This is a genomic window from Halobellus rufus, from assembly GCF_000739575.1.
Lineage (GTDB): Archaea > Halobacteriota > Halobacteria > Halobacteriales > Haloferacaceae > Haloquadratum > Haloquadratum rufum.
In genome coordinates this window covers 32,324-49,143 of record NZ_BBJO01000013.1, presented here as the reverse complement: position 1 = coordinate 49,143, position 16,820 = coordinate 32,324, and the positions used below count along the sequence as shown (strand labels likewise).

Genomic DNA, 16,820 nt, shown 5'->3' with positions numbered 1-16,820 from the left:
CCCCGCCGTCCAATCCTCTGCGATCCGTTCCTCGAAGAACCGTCACCGCCCGACGAGCGGAAGTCGCTCGCAGTACGGCCGATTCTCACGTCCGTTCCCGCGCCGGATTGGAAAAACTCTAATGAGTCCTGTACCCAACGTCGGGTATGCAACCGCTACAGTTCCTCGTCCCACTCGATGCGCTGGCCGCACTCGAGCCGGTCATCCCGTTCGTCATCTTCGGGTTCGTCGTCCTCAACATCCTCACGCGCTTCCTCCAGCACCGTCGGCACCTCACGCAGGCCGACTCCGGTGACGACGACGAGGCGATCGACCGCTGGCTGCCGCACACGGCGACGACCCTGGGGCTCGTCCTCGCTTCCTTCGTCTTCCTGGTCATCGAACCGCACGGCGGAATGGTGATGTCGATCCTCGCGCTGTCGGTGTTCATCTCCGACTTCTTCGAGTACGAGTCCCGCCTCGTCGAGGCGCGCTCGAAGTCGAAGGCGCTCGAACGGCCGACCGCGGCGATCGGCGCGTCGGTGGTCGCGCTGCTGTACGCGGGGTACCAGAGCTTCTTCTACCTCATCGAGCCGGTCTGGAACGCGGTCATCTGAGCGGGCGACCGGCGGCGCTACTTCCGTACACTGACGACCGGGAGCGTCCGGTCCGCCGTGACGTCGACGGGGACGTTCGGCGGGACCGACCGGACGACGTCGTCGTCGAGATGCAGCGACACGTTCGCCTCGTCGCGTTCGATCGACAGCGTGATCGGTGCCTGCAGGACCCACGTCTCCGGGTTCATCGCGTAGGGCGACACCGGTATCGCGAGGACCCCCGTTTCGGGCCCGAGCGTCGGCCCGCCGACCGCGCGGGCGTACCCGGTGCTCCCGAGCGGCGTGGCGACGACGACGCCGTCGGAGCGGACGGTGTCGTTCCAGCCGTCGGCGGTCTCGACGCCGTACTCCGAGATCTTCGCCGGCTCAGAGGTCATCAGCGTCACGTCGTAGACGGCGTATCCCGCACGGTCGCCGTCGACGTCGACCGCGAGAACTGGGTGAGGGTCGGTGTCGAGTTCGCCGGCGAGGAGGGCCTCAGCGATCGCAGGCGCGTCCTCGGGGGCGACGTCGTAGCGGCGGACGCCCGCGTCGACGGGGACCACCGGACAGTCCACTCCGGACGTCGCGAGCGCTTCGAGCGCCGCCGCGCCCAGGGCGAAGACGGCGTCGGCGTCGTCGACACCGGAGGCGACCTCGTCCGCGCCGACGGCTTCGGTCGTGATTCCCGCTTGCGCGTCGAGCGCGTCGAGGACCTCCCCTTCGACGTCCCCGGGGGAAGTCGAGCCGCGGTCGCGCGCGAGGAGACAACGCACGCTCACAGCCGCTCACCCGACCAACCCCGCCCTCGCCTCACGCTCTCGCCGGTCTGCATACGGCACGGTACTCCGGTGAGGGAAAAAGACCCAGCGGTTCGTCGCAGTGCCCCGGCCGCTACTGTTCGATGGCGTCGCGGACGACGTCGACGAACGCCTCCGGGAACTCGACGTGCGGGAGGAGCTTCGTGTCGTCGATCACGACGAGGCGGCAGTCGGCCGCGTCCGCCAGCGCGCGCCCGCGACGGAGCGGCGTGATGTCCGCTTCCCGCCCCCAGACGAGCGTCACCGGTGCGTCGATGCCGGCCAGTGCCGATTCGAGGTCGACGTCGCTGTTCAGGAAGCCGCTGACGAACGACGCTGGGGCGTAGCGCGCGTTCGGTTGGTGGGCGGTCCGCCACTCGTAGTCGATCCACGCCTCGCTCACGCGGTCGGTGTCGTAGTAGCCGTGATCGGCGTTGAAGTACCGGATCGACGGCTTCGACGCGAGGAGGTTGAAGAGCCCCTCGCCGACCAGCGGCGAGCGGAGCAGTTCACGCGCGAGGAGGTTGCGGTCTGGACCGCCGCGCTCGGTCGGGCAGATCAGGACGACCGAGGCGAGGTCGGGGTCGTCGGCGACTGCGACGAGGTACGCCGCGGTCAGCGACGAGGCGACGACCGCCGGGCGGTCGAACGCGTCGACGAAGTCGCGGACGAACTCCTCGTACAGCGTCGCGGAGTAGCGAAGCGGCGGTCGATCGGAGGTACCGAACCCCGGGAGGTCGGGCGCGATCACGTGATAGGAGTCCGCGAGCGCCTCGAAGACGGCGCGGAACTCGCCGCTAGACCCCGCGGCGTTGATGCCGTGCAAGAGGAGGAGATCCGGGTCCGCCGGATCGCCGGCCTCGGTGTACTGCACGTCGATTCCGTTCCACTCGAAGGTGCGGTGGGTGCCGTCGAGCGGCGGCTCCAACTCGGGCGCTCGGCGTCGCAGGGCGGCGTTCGCCAGCGCGGTGGTCCCGGCTCCGAGCGCGACCCCGGCGAGGAGAGAGCGGATGCGCATACGCGACGTACGGGCGGGACGGGTTTCAGCCTGCTGGCACCACCGGTCGAGAGATTAGGACACCCCCGTCGGACCCGGTCACTCGGGGGTCGACGGCCCGTCCGTCGAGTTATCTCCCCGCGATTCGAGACACTCCCGGAGCGGTTCGAGGATCTCGTCGGCAGCGGCGTAGGGGTCGGTCTCGCGGTCGCGGACGCGTCGGGCGAACGATTCGATGCCGCCCCGGCGCTCGATCTCGTCTGCCAACAGGTCGTTCGCGTCCGCGCGGACCAGGCGTCGGATCTCCTCGGTGAGGCGGTCGACGGCTCTGCGCTCGCCCGCGCCCGTTCGAGCGAGGTAGGCGGCGTGGTCGTCGAGCGCGGAGAGCAGTTCGTCGACCCCGCTCCCGCTCGTCGCCACCGTCTCGACGACCGGCGGCTGCCACGGTTCCTCGTCCGCCGCCGCGGGCTGTGCGGTCCGGCCCCGCTGTGAACTGTCGTCTCGCCGTCGGATCATCTCCGTCAACTCCGCGACGGTCCGTTCGACGCCGTCGGTGTCGGCTTTGTTGACGACGAAGACGTCTCCGATCTCGAGGATCCCGGCCTTCAGCATCTGGACGTCGTCGCCGCTGCCCGGTTGGACGAGGACCGCGACCGTGTCGGCCGCGCGGACGACGTCGACCTCGCTCTGACCGGCCCCGACCGTCTCGACGACGACGACGTCCTTGCCGAAGGCGTCCAGCGCCGTGATCGCGTCGGCGGTCGCGGTCGAGAGCCCGCCGAGTTGCCCGCGCGCGCTCATCGAGCGGACGAACACGTCCATATCGCCGGCCGCGGCGCTCATCCGGATCCGGTCGCCGAGGACGGCACCCCCGGAGTACGGCGAGGAGGGATCGACCGCGATGACGCCGACGGTGTCCCCGCGGTCGCGGTAGGCGGCGGTCAGTTTGTCGACGAGCGTCGACTTCCCCGCGCCGGGGCTGCCGGTGACGCCGACGACGGTCGCCGTCCCGGTGTGGCCGTACAACCGCGAGACGAGGTCTCGGTAGCCGGGCTCGCGGTTCTCGATCCGCGTGATGGCTCTCGCGAGCGCTCGGTGCTCTCCCGCCAGCAGCGATTCGACGAGCCGGTCGTTTCGCGCGGTCACGTCGGCTCCGGGATCTCCCGCAGCTTCGTCGTCCCCGGGATCTGGTCCGCCGCTCTCGTCGACGTCGTCGCCGCTCATCGCTCGCGCCGCGGCGCGTTCTCTCGGACGAACTCGATCGTCTCCTCCATCGGCGTCCCGGGGCCGAAGATCGCGGCCACGCCCATCTCCCGAAGTCGCTCGCGGTCTTCGTCCGGAACGATCCCCCCGACGATGACGAGCGTGTCCTCGAACGCGCCGTAGGACTGCAGCCCCTCGATGACGGCGGGAACGAGCGTGTTGTGCGCCCCCGAGAGGATCGAGAGCCCCAGCACGTCGACGTCTTCCTGGACGGCCGCCTGCACCACCTCCTCCGGAGCGCGGTGCAGCCCGGAGTATACGACCTCGAAGCCCGCGTCGCGGAACGCCCGAGAGATGACGTGTGCGCCCCGGTCGTGACCGTCGAGCCCCACCTTCGCTATGAGACACCGGATCGGTCGGTGCCGCAGGCCTCGCTCGGTGTCGGTGCTCATACCAGCGTTTTCGCCCGCGGGGCGTTTGGTTCTACCGCTGCTGCGGTGGCGACGCTCCCCGCCACGGAATCGGGCCCGGAATCAGCGTCCCCCGAGCACGACTCGGCCCCGTGTCCACGTCGGAGTCGCACTCACTGAAACGATTCGAGGGCTCTGGTGGTCACTTCGTCGATGTAGAGCCCGTAGGCGCACTCGTGAGTTGTCGGCGGCGAGACGGGGACGACGCTGAGCGCGACCCGCTGTACCTCTCCGTCGGCCCGCTCGCGCTCGACGCTCCCGTTCGTCACCGATCCGGACTCGAACGCGCGTTCGTAGTAGTCGAGTTCTGACCGATCGAGCGCGATCTCCGAGAGGGGCTGTCCGGACTCGATCTCGCTGATCTGATCGGCGTAGGTGCGGTTCGCCTCCTCGACGATCACCGTCCCGTCGCGGCGTTCGACGTATATCGCCGGCGTGGGGAGTTCGCCGAAGAAGGCGTGTAACCGGTCCCGTTCCTCGCGGAGCGTCACTTCCCGTTCGATCCGCTGCAGCGCCTCCCGGGTGTAGCCCGCGAGGATCTCGACGAACTCCCGGTCCCGGTCGTCGAAGGCGTCGCGCTCGGCGGAGACGACCTGGATCACTCCTCGGTCGTCGATCGGGACGCTCAAGACCGCGTGCAGTTCGTCGTGTTCGGGTATCGCGTCGGGGTCGGTCTGCATATCCGGAACGATCTCCGATTCGCCGCGCGCCAGCGTCCGACCGGCGATGCCCTCGGAGCGACTACAGGGGCTCGCCGGCGGCTCCGGGAGCGTCGAGGCCCGCGGGACCAACAGGTCGCCCTCGGCGAGGAGCACGACGCAGTAGTCGAACGCCAGGGCGTCCGTCGTCGCTTCGACGGTCCGTTCGACCACCGCCTCGACGGTCTCACAGGCGGTGATGTCTTCGGCGTAGTGGCTCAGCGCGGTCAACCGCGCGTTCGACTCCTGTAAGTCGTTCTGCACGCGATCGTGTCGGATCTCGATTCGGACGACTTCCAGCAGTTCCGCCACCGGATCGTCGCCGTCGACGATCTCGTCGATTCGGCCGATGACCGGCGGCTCGAAGACGATCGTCGGGAGCGCACATTCGCTGATGAGCCTGTCTATCAGCGGCCGGTTCTCCCAGAGGACCACGACGCAATCGATCGTCGGGCCGAGTTCCTCGACGTATTCGATGGTGGTTTGCGGGCACCGGACGACCACCTCCGCCGAGAGCCGCCGCTTCAACTCCCTGACGACGTCCTCCCGCTTCGGTTCGTCTCCGGGGCGCCGGTCCGTCTCGTCGTCCGTGCGGTTCCGCGGCGCTCCGTCGCCTCCGGTGCGCTCGACTCCGGCGCCGTCGCCGTCGGCACCTGTCGAGGCGTCGTCTCCGCCGGACGACGCGGACGCTCGGCCTCCGCGCAGGAAATCACCCGATCGATCCGTCGCGGCGTCGATGCCGTCGGGACCGCCGGTCGCGTCCGTCGACGTACTGTCTGTCCCCTCCGAAAGGTCCACCTCCGACGGCACGACGACGAGAACGCGACCCCCACTCGGATTTCCCGTCATATCTCAGTCCCTCGCACGTCAACACATTAAGACGTTCGGTCCCCTGATGGGTCCGTCGGTCCGGTTCGCTCGCTGTCCCGTACAAGGGGCTGACAAATCAGTATTCGTGCGTCTCCTGCAGCGCACAACAACTCGGTTGTATAACATATTTGTCTCACCCTTCGCGTCACTCGACGTGCTCGGAGAGGAACTCGACGATCTCCTCGTAGGCGCGGATCCGGTTTTCCAGCTTCGTGAACCCGTGTCCCTCGTCCTCGAAGATGCGCTCTCGAACGGGGACGTGCGCTTTGGCTTCCTCGACGAGTTGGTGGGCCTCCGAGACGGGGACGCGCGGGTCGTTTTCGCCGTGCAGGACGAAAAGCGGCGCGCGGATCTCGTCGATGGTGTTCAGCGGCGAGATCGATTCGAGGAACTCCCTGTCGTCCTCCAGCGACCCGTACTCGGCCTCCCGGAGCGACCGACGCCACTCGCCGGTGTTCTCGAGGAACGTGACGAAGTTCGCGATGCCGACGATGTCGATGCCGGCGGCCCACAGGTCGGGGTATTCGGTCATCGCCGCGAGGACCATAAAGCCGCCGTAGGAGCCGCCCATCGCGACGATTCGGTCGGGATCGACCGCCGGGTGATCGTGGAGCCACTCGACGGCGGCCTCGACGTCCGCGACCGCGTCCATTCGCCTCTCGACGTCGTCGAGGTGGCCGTACGCCTTCCCGTACCCCGCCGAGCCGCGGACGTTGGGCTCGAAGACGGCGTAGCCGTTCGCGAGGAAGTACTGCGTGACCGCGCTGAAGGAGGGGCGGCGCTGCGACTCGGGCCCCCCGTGGATGTCGACGATCACCGGCGTCTCGCCGTGGCCGGTGTCGGTCTCCGGCAGCGAGAAGAACGCCGGAATCTCCCTGCCGTCGAACGTCGGGTAGTGGACCAGTTCGGGTTCGACGAACGTCTCGCGGGGGATCCCCGCGGTCGCCGCGCGCGTCCAGCGCGTCGCTTCGCCCGCCCCGTCGACCACGTAGACGTTCGCCGGATCGCTGCGCCGGGTCACCGTCAGCGCGAAGCGCTCGCCCGCGTCGTCGAAGGCGACTCCGCCGGCGACGCCCCGCGGGAGGTCCGGCTTCGCAGTCGCTTCGATCGTCGTCGCCGTCGTCAGTTCGCCGACGGTCAGTTCGGTGTAGCCGTCGACGTTCGTCGAGTAGGCGATCCGTCCGGTGTCCTCGTCGACGGCGACGCCGCCGATCTCCCAGTCGGGGTCCTCGGCGACGAGCGAGAACGCCCCGCTTTCGACGTCGACCGCCCACAGATCGAGCGTGTCGCTCGCGCGATCGGAGACGAGATACACGTGCTCGCCGTCGGGGCCCCACGTCGCGCTCTGGAAGCGGACCGTCCCCTCGTGAGGCGTGAGTTCGGTCAGTTCGCCGGTCGCGACGTCGAGGACCGCGACGTCCTGATCGAAGTTCGAGTACGACTCCGTGACCAGAAGCCGGGAGTCGTCCGGCGACCACCCGCCGAGCGTCAGCCAGCCGTCGCCCTCGGCGATCAGTTCGGCGTCGGTGCCGGTCTCGTCCCGGCGCTGTACGTAGACGTCGAAGACGGACTCGTCGCGTCGGTTGGCCGCGAACGCGATCCGCTCGCCGTCGTGGCTCCAGCCGCCCCACCGGTGCTTCGCGTCGGGGGCCTCGGTCCAGTCGGTGATCTCGCCGGTCGCGGTGTCGTAGCGGAACAGCTGCTGGCGCTCGTTGCCGCCGCGGTCCATCCCGAACGCGAACTCCTCGCGCTCGGGCGACCACGACACGAACGTCACGCGCTCGTCGAAGAAGGTCCGCTGCTCCGGCCAGGCGCCGGGTTCCGAGAGCGTCCAGACCTGCGGGACGCCCGTGGTGTCCATCAGGAACGCGAGTTCGTCGCTCGGGCTGAACGACGCCCCGTAGGCACTCCGGACGTTGAGGTAGCGCTCGATGTCGTGGGCCATACTGGTCGATTCGCTCGATACGGACGAAAGCGTTCGGGTGACCCGAGTCGGCCGCTCAGATCATCCCTTCGGCTTTGAGCCCCTCGATGACGTCGTCGACGAGGGACTCGACGTCGTTGTAGGGGAATTCCTGGTGGTTCCCGAGTTTCGCGGCCATCTCCATCGCGGTGAGCGTCACGTCGCCCGCCTCGAACTTCGTTCCCGGACCGTTCGGGAGCGCGGGGACGAGGTCCATCTGGCTGCTGACGGGGAAGTCGGCGCCACTGAACGCGTCGATGAACTGCTGGCGGAGTTCCGCCTCTACGTCTGCCATAGCCATCACGTCCGAGACGACCCGCAAAAGCGTTGCGGAACCACCTTTTTACTGCGGAGGGGTCCGCTGGAACCCTCCGCGCAAAAACCTGGTGGGAAAAAGTCCGCGAGGCTCGCGTGCGCTCGCCTCGCGGTGAAATCGCTGGCTGACCGCCACAGCACAGCAACCGCGACTACAACACGCGGGTCTGCTGAAACATCATTATCCAGAGATAAATAGGCGTGAAACAACCATTTGGTAGACGTGCGTGTTGAGCAAAACTCGACTATTGTGTGGTCAACTTCGTCTCCAGTCCTCTGGTAGACGCCGCCAGAGTGGAAGAAATATCGTCCAGAACGACACGAAACTGACGACGATTGCAATCACAAGTAGGTCATTGCCTCTTATTTGTAGAACAGCAAAACAAAAACTGAGGACAAGGAAGACTCCGAATCCCCATACGGCGAAGGCCCCTCCTTGCCTTAGGGTCATCGACGTTCTACGAAACATATGTCGAGTACATACGCTCTACATATAAATTTGGCAAGATAGTACCGGTGTGTTCTGATACTATCAGACGCATTTTTCAAAACACGTTTTATTAGGTCTACAAGCTGTACTGAGCGGATCGAGTCAGTATACCGCTCTTGCCGAGGATTTCAGCAGATCCCAACACATAGAATCCGCACCTGCCACTGCACCGCACCCACGACGACAGTGACGACGTGTCGCAGACGCCGCGATCTACCGAACCGTTCCCTCGCCGCACCCTGCTCGAGGAGACAAACCAAAGTATTCACTACAGCCGACTCCCAACGCCCGTGTATGACTGACGGCAACGCGGATATGTCCCGTCGCGCCTTCCTCACGACAGCGGCCGGAACCGCTGCGGTCGCTGGTGCCACCGGAGCGGCCGCGGGACAGGAAGGCGGCGGAACCGAACAGGTTCTCGTCGGGCCCGACGGGTCGCTCGTGTTCACGCCCGGAACGGACGAACCGCTCCAGGTTATGCCGGGGACGACCGTCGAGTTCGTCTGGGAGTCGGACAACCACAACATCGTCGTCGACAGCCAGCCCGACGGCGCGGACTGGGGCGGGCACGAAGCGCTCGAGAACACCGGCTTCACCTACGAGCACACGTTCGAGACGCTCGGAACCTACGAGTACTACTGTGAGCCCCACGAGGTCTCCGGGATGGTCGGGACCATCGAGGTCGTCGAGGAGATCTCGACGCCCGAACCGGCGAACGTCCCGAAAGTTCCCGACTCCGCGAAGACGCTCGGCGTCGCGACGACGTTCGCGATGGTGGCGACGCTCGGCCTCGCGTTCTTCTTTATGAAGTACGGCGGCGACTACGAACTCGAAGACGACGAGTAACCGTTTCAGAGTGGCCCGCGCGTCCGGTGCTCACTTTTCGAGGTCTACGGGTCGCCTGCGCCGCCCTCGGCGTTCGTTGCAGTCGCGTCCGCGTCCGCGAGCGGCACCACCCACTCGCTCACCCGGGCGAGAGCGACGTTGACGACGGCGAACAGCGCCCCTACGACCGCGCCGACGATCGCAGCGACGGCCACGGCGATACTTCCGAACACCGCGAGCGACGTGACGATCGAGGGATCGTCGATGGCGAGGACCGCGCCGCCGACGATGACGACTCCGGCGACGAATCCACTCCCGACGCAGGCCCCGCCGAGTGCTCCCCGAGCGAGAAGCGACGACGGCCCGGATCGGCCGACGAGGCCGCCGTCGGCGAGCACCCACCGGACGCTCACGGCGACGAGCACCCACAGGTACCCGAAGAGCAGCAGGCCGGGAACCGTCCCGAGTCCCGCGAGCGCGTCTCCCAACGCGCCCGAGAGGTGGACGGGGAGAAGCAGCAGCAGCGCGAAGCCCACGAGATCGAACGTCGCCACTGTCCACGCCTCGGCGGGAGCGGCGACGTCGACGCGCCCGACTCCGTCGGTAGCGTCACCCATGGGCGAGCGCCTCCGCGAGGGCGACGACGGCGATTAGCCCCCACGCGGTGCTCGCGTACAGGAGGCGGAGCCTGTCGAAGGCGACGCCGGGGAGTGCGCTCTCTCCCGCTCGCAACCGAAGCACGGCGAGCGATCGGACGGCCGAGAGGGCGACGACGCCGATCACGATCGAGAGCTTGATCGTCAGCACGGTCCCCCAGCGGGTCGACGGACCGGGCGGTCCCAGCGTCCCGAGGTTCCCGACGCCGGTCGCGACCAGCAGACCCATCGCGGCCCAGAAGACTACCTCGACGCGCCGCACCGTCGCCAGCGGGACCTCACTTCCCGCCCGTAGGGTCTGCCACCCGACGACCGTCCCGCCGAGGACCGCCGCCATTCCGAGCACGTGCACGAGTCGAACGAGGAGGTGGAGGGCATTCGACATCGCCTCCCCGTACGACGGGTCGGCACGTAACTCTGGGGGGATGTGGGCATCGGACGGGCGCTCTCGACCGCGGAGTGGCGCTCAGAAGAACCCGTACTCCTCGATCGCTGATTCGTACAGCCGCCGGTAGGAGTCGAGTATCTCCCCGTGGTCGTAGCCGACGAACGCCTCGTTGACCGAGGCCGTGTCGTGCGCGGCCGCGGCGGCGACCTCGTCGGCGAGTTCCTGCGGACTCGTCACGAGCGCGCCCCGATCGAAGCTCTCGACCAGTTCGTGCGCGCTCGACCGCGCCTGGTACTCGACGATCCCGACGCATCCGCAGGCGAGCGCCCAGAGCAACTCTCTGGCGAACGGCTCGACCGTGGCTGTCTGGGCGAACACGTGCGCGCCCTTCAGGATCGGGACGAACTCCTCGGGCGCGAGGTCGCCGAGGAAGGAGACGCGGTCGTCGATGCGGAGGTCGGCGGCGGTCCGCTCGATCGAATCGCGTTCGGGGCCGTCGCCGACGACGACCGCGCGCCACTCCCGGTCGCGGAGTTCCGCGAGCGCGAGCAGGAACGTCTCGGCGTTGGCGTGCTCGTCGAGTCGGCGCGCGTACACGAGGTCCGCGCGGTTGTCGACGTCCGCCTCGCGGACGAGGTCGAAGTCGATCGACTCCGGGACGAGCGTGACCGACTCGGCGGCCGCGCCGCGCTCGCGGGCCTCGGTCTTGACCAGCCGCGACGGGGCGATCACCCGGTCGGCACCGCTCGCAGCCTTCCGGGCCATTCGATCGGTGTCGCCCTCGCGCTCGGCCCACCAGTCGACGACGACCGGCACGCGGAGGAACCGCGCGGCGGTCTTGGCGGCGACGACCTGCGACGGCGGACTGTTCGCGCAGTGGATCACGTCCGGCGACACCCGCCGGAGCGCGAACGGCAGCTTCGAGGTGAACGACCGGACGGCCGGCGAGTCCGTGACGGCGACGTACTCGACGCCGTTGTGCTCGAACGCGTCTATCGGCCCCTCCCACCACTTCGCACAGCAGCAAAACACGTCGTGTCCGCGTGCGGCGAGGCCCTCCGCGACTCGGCGGAGCCGCTGCGTCGCGCCGTCGGAGCGCCGTTGATCGGTGTACAGCGAGACGAACGCGACGCGCATACCCGTGGGTTTCGTCGCGGCGATAAAAATCTTCGACATTCACGGGACGGCCCCGGCCACTCAGGGGAGCAAAGATACCGCCGCGGCGGCGGCTTCGACGTACTCCCAACTGAACGCGTGGTTCAAGAGCAGGTACGTGAGCACGCCGAGCGCGAGCGACAGCAGCCACGCGGCGGCGGCGATTCGCCCGACGCGCCGGTGCGGCGTCTCGCTTCTGAGTTCCGCGGGCGTGTGGGTGGCTCCGAGCACCAGCGCGTACAGCACGACCGGCACCGACACGATCGAGAGGACGATGTGGACCGCCAGCATCGCCAGATACGGGTAGTAGACGAACGCCGGGCCGACGAACTCCTTCGTGCCGCCGCCGCCGATCTTGGTGAGATACAGCACCAAGAACACGAGGATGAGGAGGAACGACGTCACCATCGCGGCGGCGTGCTTGCGAATCTCGTCGCGGCGGATCCAGCGCCAGCCGGTCGCGATCACGAGGACGTTCACGGCGTTCACTAGGGCGATCGCGTCCGAGAGCCGGTTCACTTCCCACAGCGACAGTTCGGGGAAGACGTTCGCGGGGACGACGCCGAGAAAGGTGCCGACGACGGCCGCGTACCCGACGACCGAGAGCAGGGCGGTCACCGCGAGCGGGTGCCGCTTTGCGGCGTTGTCGGCGCTGGAGGTTGCCATACCGCGCGTTGGGAGTCGCTCCTATTCGGTCCTTCGGATCCGGGCTCGCGCGGCCGTCGACGGACTACGCTCCGGTCAGATCACGCCGGTGAACGTCGCCGCCTCGCGCGCGGCCGCCTCGCTGACGCCGTCGCCGAGGATCGTGTAGCGGTCCCGGATCGTGTGGGCGGTCGTCAGCGCTTCGAGGAACGTCTCGTCGTCGATTCCGAGCCCCGACGCGGTCGTCGGCGCGTCCATCTGCGCGAGCGCGTCGCGGATGTCGCTCCACTCGCCGCGCTCGCCGGAGTGGAGGTACTCCGTCACGATGGCGGCGACGCCGACCTGGTGGCCGTGGAGTGCGCGCCCGGGGACGAGCCGATCTAACTGGTGAGAGATGAGGTGCTCCGCGCCAGAGGCGGGTCGCGAGGTGCCCGCGATCGACATCGCGACGCCGGAGGAGACGAGCGCCTTCGCGACCAGCCACGCCGACTCCTCGAAGCCGGGCTTGATGGCGTCGGCCGACTCCACGAGCATCTCGGCGGTCATCTGCGAGAGCGCGCCGGCGTACTCGCTGTACTCGACGTTCTTGAGACGGTGCGCGAGCTGCCAGTCCTTCACCGCGGTGTAATTCGAGATGATGTCCGCACAGCCCGCGCTCGTGAGCTCCCACGGAGCCTGTGCGAGGATCTCCGTGTCGGCGACGACCGCCAGCGGCGGATCGGCGGCCACCGAATGGCGGGTGTCGCCCTCGGGAATCGAAGAGCGTCCCGAGACGATGCCGTCGTGGCTGGCGGCCGTCGGAACGGAGACGAGACCGCATTTCAGCCGATCCGACGCCATCTTCGCCGTGTCGATCGGCTTGCCGCCGCCGAGCGCGACGAGGTAGCCCGCGTCGGCCTCGGAAGCGGCGTCGACGACGCGCTCGACCGCGTCGAAGCTCGCCGTCTCGACGACGACGGTCCCCGCGACGTCGAACTGCGCGCGGACGCGGTCGCCGACGAGGTCGTTCGGCGTCGGACTCGTCACGACGAGCGGTCGTCCCGAGAGGTAGAGCTCCTCGACCGCCGCCGAGAGGTCGTCGAGGACGCCGTGACCGACGAGGACGTTCCGCGGGAGCTTGATCCACGTCGTCTTCTCGAACATACCGCTCGTTTCGTCGGGTCGCTCAAAGTGTTTCCCGTTCGTGAGAACGCGCCCGGCGCGTCCGCGACGCTGCCAGCTTCGAGTTCGCCGGCGGCGGAGACGTTACAACAGAATCTCTGCGCTCTGGGCCACGAACAGCACACCGAACGCCGCGAGCACGACGGCGCTGATGCCCGCGACGATCGGCGCGAAGGCGTCGACGCGGCGTTCGGCACCGACGAGCGCGGCCGGGAACCCGACGATCCACACGACGATCCCGCCGAAGAAGCCCGCGATCAGCGCGGGGGAGCCGGTGTCGACGACGACGAGGCCCGAGAGCGCCCCGCCCGCGTACGGCATCTCCGCGAGGACGTCGACCCGTCCGGGCTGGAGCATCCCGACGCCGATCGTCAGCCAGAACAGGATCTGATAGGGGTTGGTGAGCGCGAGCACGAACGCCTTGCGGAAGCCCGTCGTCGCGCGCGCTCCGAGGTTCTCCGCGTCCGAACTCTCCTGCGGTTCGTCCGCCGCGTTCCTCCGGAACGACGACCGGATGTCGGCGACGGCACCGTAGGCGAAGTACAGCATCAACACGCCGCCGAGACCGATCATCACCGCGCGGACGATCGGGAACTGCTCGACGAACGCGACGACGCCGAGCAGCGCGAGGACGAAGAAGATGGCGTCGGCGGTCATCGCCCCGAGCCCGGCCTTGAACCCGGCGACCCAGCCGCTGAGAACGCTCTCTTCCGCGATGATGGCGTTCATCGGCCCGGGCGGTGCGGCGAGCGCGATGCCGAAGAGGATCCCGGCAGCGAGCGTCACGGGGAGACTCGTCATCGAGCTAACAGAGGGTACAAACCGAGAAAAAAGGTCCGAAACGGCGGAGCGGGAGTCGATTCTCCGGTCGCGCCCGGTCCGAAGGCGCTAGGCCGCCTAGAGGAGTCCGACCGCGGCGGCGCTGACGGCCCCGATGAACGACTCCCACAGCGAGAAGCCGGTGAGGATCGAGAGCACCGTATCGAGCCCGAAGAAGGCGAACAGCGCGGCCGCGGCGAAGTGCGCTTTCCGCATATCGACCCGGTGGGCGAACGCGTGGAAGAAGTACGCGTTCGCGAGGCTGATCGGAATGATCGCCAGCATCTCGCCGACCCAGATGGCGGAGGTCGCCCCGTACTGGACGGCCAGCCCGATGGTGACCAACTGCGTCTTGTCGCCGAACTCGCCGGTGACCATCAGCGCGAAGATCGGGACGAACCCGCCGAGCGACCCCGAGTAGCGCTCCAGCGGCCCGGGGAGCGTCACCGAGTCGAGATCGACGACTCCGCCGTCGGTCGTCGCCGACGGGGTCCCGTCTCCCGACGCCGGGGCCGACCGGTACAGCAGGACCGCGAAGGTCAGGAAGAGCACGGCCGTCACCGCGTCGAGGACGGTCGGCGAGAGCGCCTCCTGCAGCGCGCGTCCGACGAGGATCTCGATCGCGGTCCAGCCCGCGAACGCCGATCCCGCGGCCGCGACGACCACCTTCGGATCGTAGCGGGTCGACAGCCCGGCGATGATGAACTGCACCTTTTCGCCCGGGAGCACGGCCAGTTGGGCGACGAACGCGACGACGACGATTTCGAGGTACGTACTCACGCGTTGCCAGCCTCCTGCACGTCGCTACCGGCGTCGCGGTCGGTGCCATCCGTATCAGCGTCGACGACGTAGATCGCCTCGGCGATCGACTCCGGGAGGCTCTGCTCGCCGCCGTCGTCGGTCTCGACGGTGACCATTCCGAAGGGGGCGACGTCGACGATCCCGAGCGTCGTCCCGGGGGTGATCCCCGCCTCGGCGAGGTACTCCAACTCCTCGCGGTCGCGGTCGCTGACGCGCGAGACGACGACGGTGTCGCCGACCTCTCTCGTCGATAGCGGGGTCGCGTCGTCGTCTTCCAGCGGCGCGAGGTCGGCCGACGGGATCGGGTCGCCGTGCGGATCGACCGCGGGGTCGTCGAGCGCGGCCGCGACGCGTCGCTCGAACTCCTCGCTGATGTGGTGCTCCAGCGCGTCGGCCTCCTCGTGGACCTCGCTCCAGGAGTAGTCCAGTCGTTCCGCGAGATACGCTTCGAGCAACCGGTGGTGTCTGAGGACCTCGAGTGCGACCGTTTCCCCTTCGCGCGTCAGCTCTGCGCCCTTGTACTTCTCGCGGGTGATCAGCCCGCGCTCTTCGAGCGTCCCGAGCATACTCGTCACCGTCGCGGGCGTCTTATCGAGCGCCGTCGCGATCGCCGACGTGGAGACGGGCGGCCCCGAACGGGCCTGGATCTGGTAGATCGTTTTGAGATAATCCTCCATCACGTCGCTCAGCATATCCACTTTTAGACTCGTCTAAAGTAATAATCTGACGATCAAAATACTGCCTCGCGGGCCCGAAATGCGGGCCGGGGAGTCAGTGCTGTCCCCGGTTCGGATCGGGAGCGCCCCCGTCTAGATCCCCTTGCCCATCAGGTGACTCCGGAGCACGTCGGCGGTCTTCACGCCCGAGGCCGCGTTGAGGACGACGACGTCGGCGTCGCTGTCGAACGCTCCCTCCTCTGCGAGCGCCGCCGCCCCCGCGAGCGCGACACCGCCCGCAGGCCCCGCTTCGACGCCGACCCGCTGTGCGGCGAGAACGGCGCTCTCTAAGCTGTCCTCGTCGTCGACGGCGACGACGCCACCGCCCGTCGACCGGACCGCCCCGAGGGCGACGTCGCCACCCTTCGGCTCGGGGATCTCCAGTTCGCCGACGATCGTGTCCGGCGACTCCCACGGCTCGATCGCGTCGGCCCCGCGCTCGTGGGCGGCGACGATCGGGGCACAGCCCGAGGGCTGAGCGGCGTAGACCGGCGGCACGTCGTCGAGCAGCCCGATCTCGCGGAGCTCGCGGAATCCCTTCTCGACGCCGGCGACGACCTCGCCCGTCCCCTCCGGAACGACGACGGCGTCCGGGGCGGACCACGAGCGCGACTCGGCGATCTCGAAGGCGACGGTCTTGATCCCGTCGTGTCGGTGCGGGTTGTCGAACTCCTGAAGGGTGTACCACGCCGACTGCAGTTGCTCGTGAAGGGCGTCCTCGGCGTCGGGGTACCGCCCCCCGACGACGCGCATCTCGCCGCCGTGGACGTTGATCATCGCCTTGTTCGAGAACGGCGAACGGGAGGGGACGAAGGCGTACGAGCGGAGATCGGCCATCCGGCGTACGAGGCGGCCGACTGCCCGGCGTTGCCCGGCGACGCGAGCGCGACGAGGTCCGCGTCGGCCTCTCGCGCGGCCGTCACCGCGGTGGCGAGGCCGCGGTCCAGTACCGTCCCCGTCGGGTTTCGCCCCTCGTCTTTGATCGAGAGGGAGCCGAGGTCCGCTTCGGACGCGAGCGACGGTGCCGACACGAGTGGCGTTCCCCCCTCGGCCGCGGTGAGCGGGTCCTCGAAGGCCAGCAGGTCGGCGTACCGCCACATCGACTCCGGCCCGCCCGCGAGCGTGTCGCCGGTCCAGTCGACGGCGTCGTAGTCGTAGGCGGCTTCGAGCCGCGCGCCGGCCTCGCTGCGTCCTGTCGCGGTCGCGTCGTCGCGCTCGTCGGTCTCGGTGCAGACGAGTCCGCGAAACGCCTCAGTAGTCGACATACCCGACC

Annotated in this window: 17 protein-coding genes and 1 pseudogene; 2 read left to right on the top strand and 16 right to left on the bottom strand. The window is 68.3% G+C overall.

Translation table 11 applies throughout. From position 1 onward, the window contains the following. Window positions 1–146 precede the first annotated feature (146 nt). Complete coding sequence (locus ACP99_RS06480) at window positions 147–596, top strand: DUF7313 family protein (protein WP_049985816.1); 450 nt, start codon at window positions 147–149, stop codon at window positions 594–596. Between the two features lie 17 nt (window positions 597–613). Here ACP99_RS06480 and ACP99_RS06475 read toward each other — a convergent pair whose 3' ends face one another. The 7 genes from ACP99_RS06475 to ACP99_RS06445 all read right to left on the bottom strand — a co-directional run bounded on the left by ACP99_RS06475 (window position 614) and on the right by ACP99_RS06445 (window position 7,871). Beyond that, entirely contained in the window at window positions 614–1,357 is a 744-nt protein-coding gene (locus tag ACP99_RS06475; RefSeq protein ID WP_049985815.1) for an NAD(+)/NADH kinase, read from the bottom strand. A gap of 112 nt (window positions 1,358–1,469) precedes the next feature. Next, window positions 1,470–2,393: an alpha/beta fold hydrolase gene (locus ACP99_RS06470; protein WP_049985814.1), complete on the bottom strand. Its 924-nt coding sequence runs from the start codon at window positions 2,391–2,393 to the stop codon at window positions 1,470–1,472. A gap of 78 nt (window positions 2,394–2,471) precedes the next feature. After that, window positions 2,472–3,596 carry a methylmalonyl Co-A mutase-associated GTPase MeaB gene (gene meaB, locus ACP99_RS06465; protein WP_081927206.1) on the bottom strand — a complete coding sequence of 375 codons (1,125 nt, stop codon included), beginning with the start codon at window positions 3,594–3,596 and terminating at the stop codon, window positions 2,472–2,474. Further along, window positions 3,593–4,027 carry a cobalamin B12-binding domain-containing protein gene (locus ACP99_RS06460; protein WP_049985813.1) on the bottom strand — a complete coding sequence of 145 codons (435 nt, stop codon included), beginning with the start codon at window positions 4,025–4,027 and terminating at the stop codon, window positions 3,593–3,595. Before ACP99_RS06460 ends, meaB begins: the two co-directional genes overlap by 4 nt. A 131-nt stretch (window positions 4,028–4,158) precedes the next feature. Continuing rightward, window positions 4,159–5,592, bottom strand: a complete 1,434-nt coding sequence (locus tag ACP99_RS06455; protein WP_049985812.1) for a GAF domain-containing protein — start codon at window positions 5,590–5,592, stop codon at window positions 4,159–4,161. A 166-nt stretch (window positions 5,593–5,758) separates the two neighbouring features. Further along, window positions 5,759–7,558, bottom strand: a complete 1,800-nt coding sequence (locus ACP99_RS06450) for a S9 family peptidase (RefSeq protein ID WP_049985811.1) — start codon at window positions 7,556–7,558, stop codon at window positions 5,759–5,761. A gap of 55 nt (window positions 7,559–7,613) precedes the next feature. Next, on the bottom strand, window positions 7,614–7,871 hold the full coding sequence (locus ACP99_RS06445; protein ID WP_049985810.1) for an MTH865 family protein: 258 nt from the start codon (window positions 7,869–7,871) through the stop codon (window positions 7,614–7,616). Between the two features lie 804 nt (window positions 7,872–8,675). Here ACP99_RS06445 and ACP99_RS06440 point away from each other — a divergent pair. Further along, the gene (locus tag ACP99_RS06440; protein ID WP_049985809.1) at window positions 8,676–9,227 is read left to right on the top strand and encodes a plastocyanin/azurin family copper-binding protein; all 552 of its coding nucleotides are present in this window, start codon (window positions 8,676–8,678) and stop codon (window positions 9,225–9,227) included. Window positions 9,228–9,271: 44 nt separating this feature from the next. On the opposite strand, the gene ACP99_RS06435 is transcribed toward ACP99_RS06440, so the two are convergent. From ACP99_RS06435 to ACP99_RS06395, 9 genes and pseudogenes are all read right to left on the bottom strand, one after another. Then, window positions 9,272–9,823, bottom strand: a complete 552-nt coding sequence (locus tag ACP99_RS06435) for a hypothetical protein (RefSeq protein WP_049985808.1) — start codon at window positions 9,821–9,823, stop codon at window positions 9,272–9,274. After that, complete coding sequence (locus ACP99_RS06430) at window positions 9,816–10,247, bottom strand: hypothetical protein (RefSeq protein WP_049985807.1); 432 nt, start codon at window positions 10,245–10,247, stop codon at window positions 9,816–9,818. Before ACP99_RS06430 ends, ACP99_RS06435 begins: the two co-directional genes overlap by 8 nt. An 81-nt stretch (window positions 10,248–10,328) precedes the next feature. Then, on the bottom strand, window positions 10,329–11,387 hold the full coding sequence (locus ACP99_RS06425; protein WP_049985806.1) for a glycosyltransferase: 1,059 nt from the start codon (window positions 11,385–11,387) through the stop codon (window positions 10,329–10,331). 60 nt (window positions 11,388–11,447) lie between these two features. Beyond that, window positions 11,448–12,071: a DUF420 domain-containing protein gene (locus tag ACP99_RS06420; RefSeq protein WP_049985805.1), complete on the bottom strand. Its 624-nt coding sequence runs from the start codon at window positions 12,069–12,071 to the stop codon at window positions 11,448–11,450. A gap of 75 nt (window positions 12,072–12,146) precedes the next feature. Next, the gene (locus ACP99_RS06415; protein WP_049985804.1) at window positions 12,147–13,193 is read right to left on the bottom strand and encodes an NAD(P)-dependent glycerol-1-phosphate dehydrogenase; all 1,047 of its coding nucleotides are present in this window, start codon (window positions 13,191–13,193) and stop codon (window positions 12,147–12,149) included. A gap of 102 nt (window positions 13,194–13,295) precedes the next feature. Next, window positions 13,296–14,012, bottom strand: coding sequence for a LysE family translocator (locus ACP99_RS06410; RefSeq protein WP_049985803.1), 717 nt, complete (start codon window positions 14,010–14,012; stop codon window positions 13,296–13,298). Window positions 14,013–14,108: 96 nt separating this feature from the next. Then, a complete protein-coding gene (locus tag ACP99_RS06405) occupies window positions 14,109–14,810 on the bottom strand; it encodes a TMEM165/GDT1 family protein (protein WP_049985802.1) in 702 nt (233 codons plus the stop codon). Beyond that, window positions 14,807–15,523, bottom strand: coding sequence for a metal-dependent transcriptional regulator (locus tag ACP99_RS06400; protein WP_049985801.1), 717 nt, complete (start codon window positions 15,521–15,523; stop codon window positions 14,807–14,809). Before ACP99_RS06400 ends, ACP99_RS06405 begins: the two co-directional genes overlap by 4 nt. Window positions 15,524–15,640: 117 nt before the next feature. Then, window positions 15,641–16,812, bottom strand: a pseudogene (locus ACP99_RS06395) (pyridoxal-phosphate dependent enzyme). Window positions 16,813–16,820 lie beyond the last annotated feature (8 nt).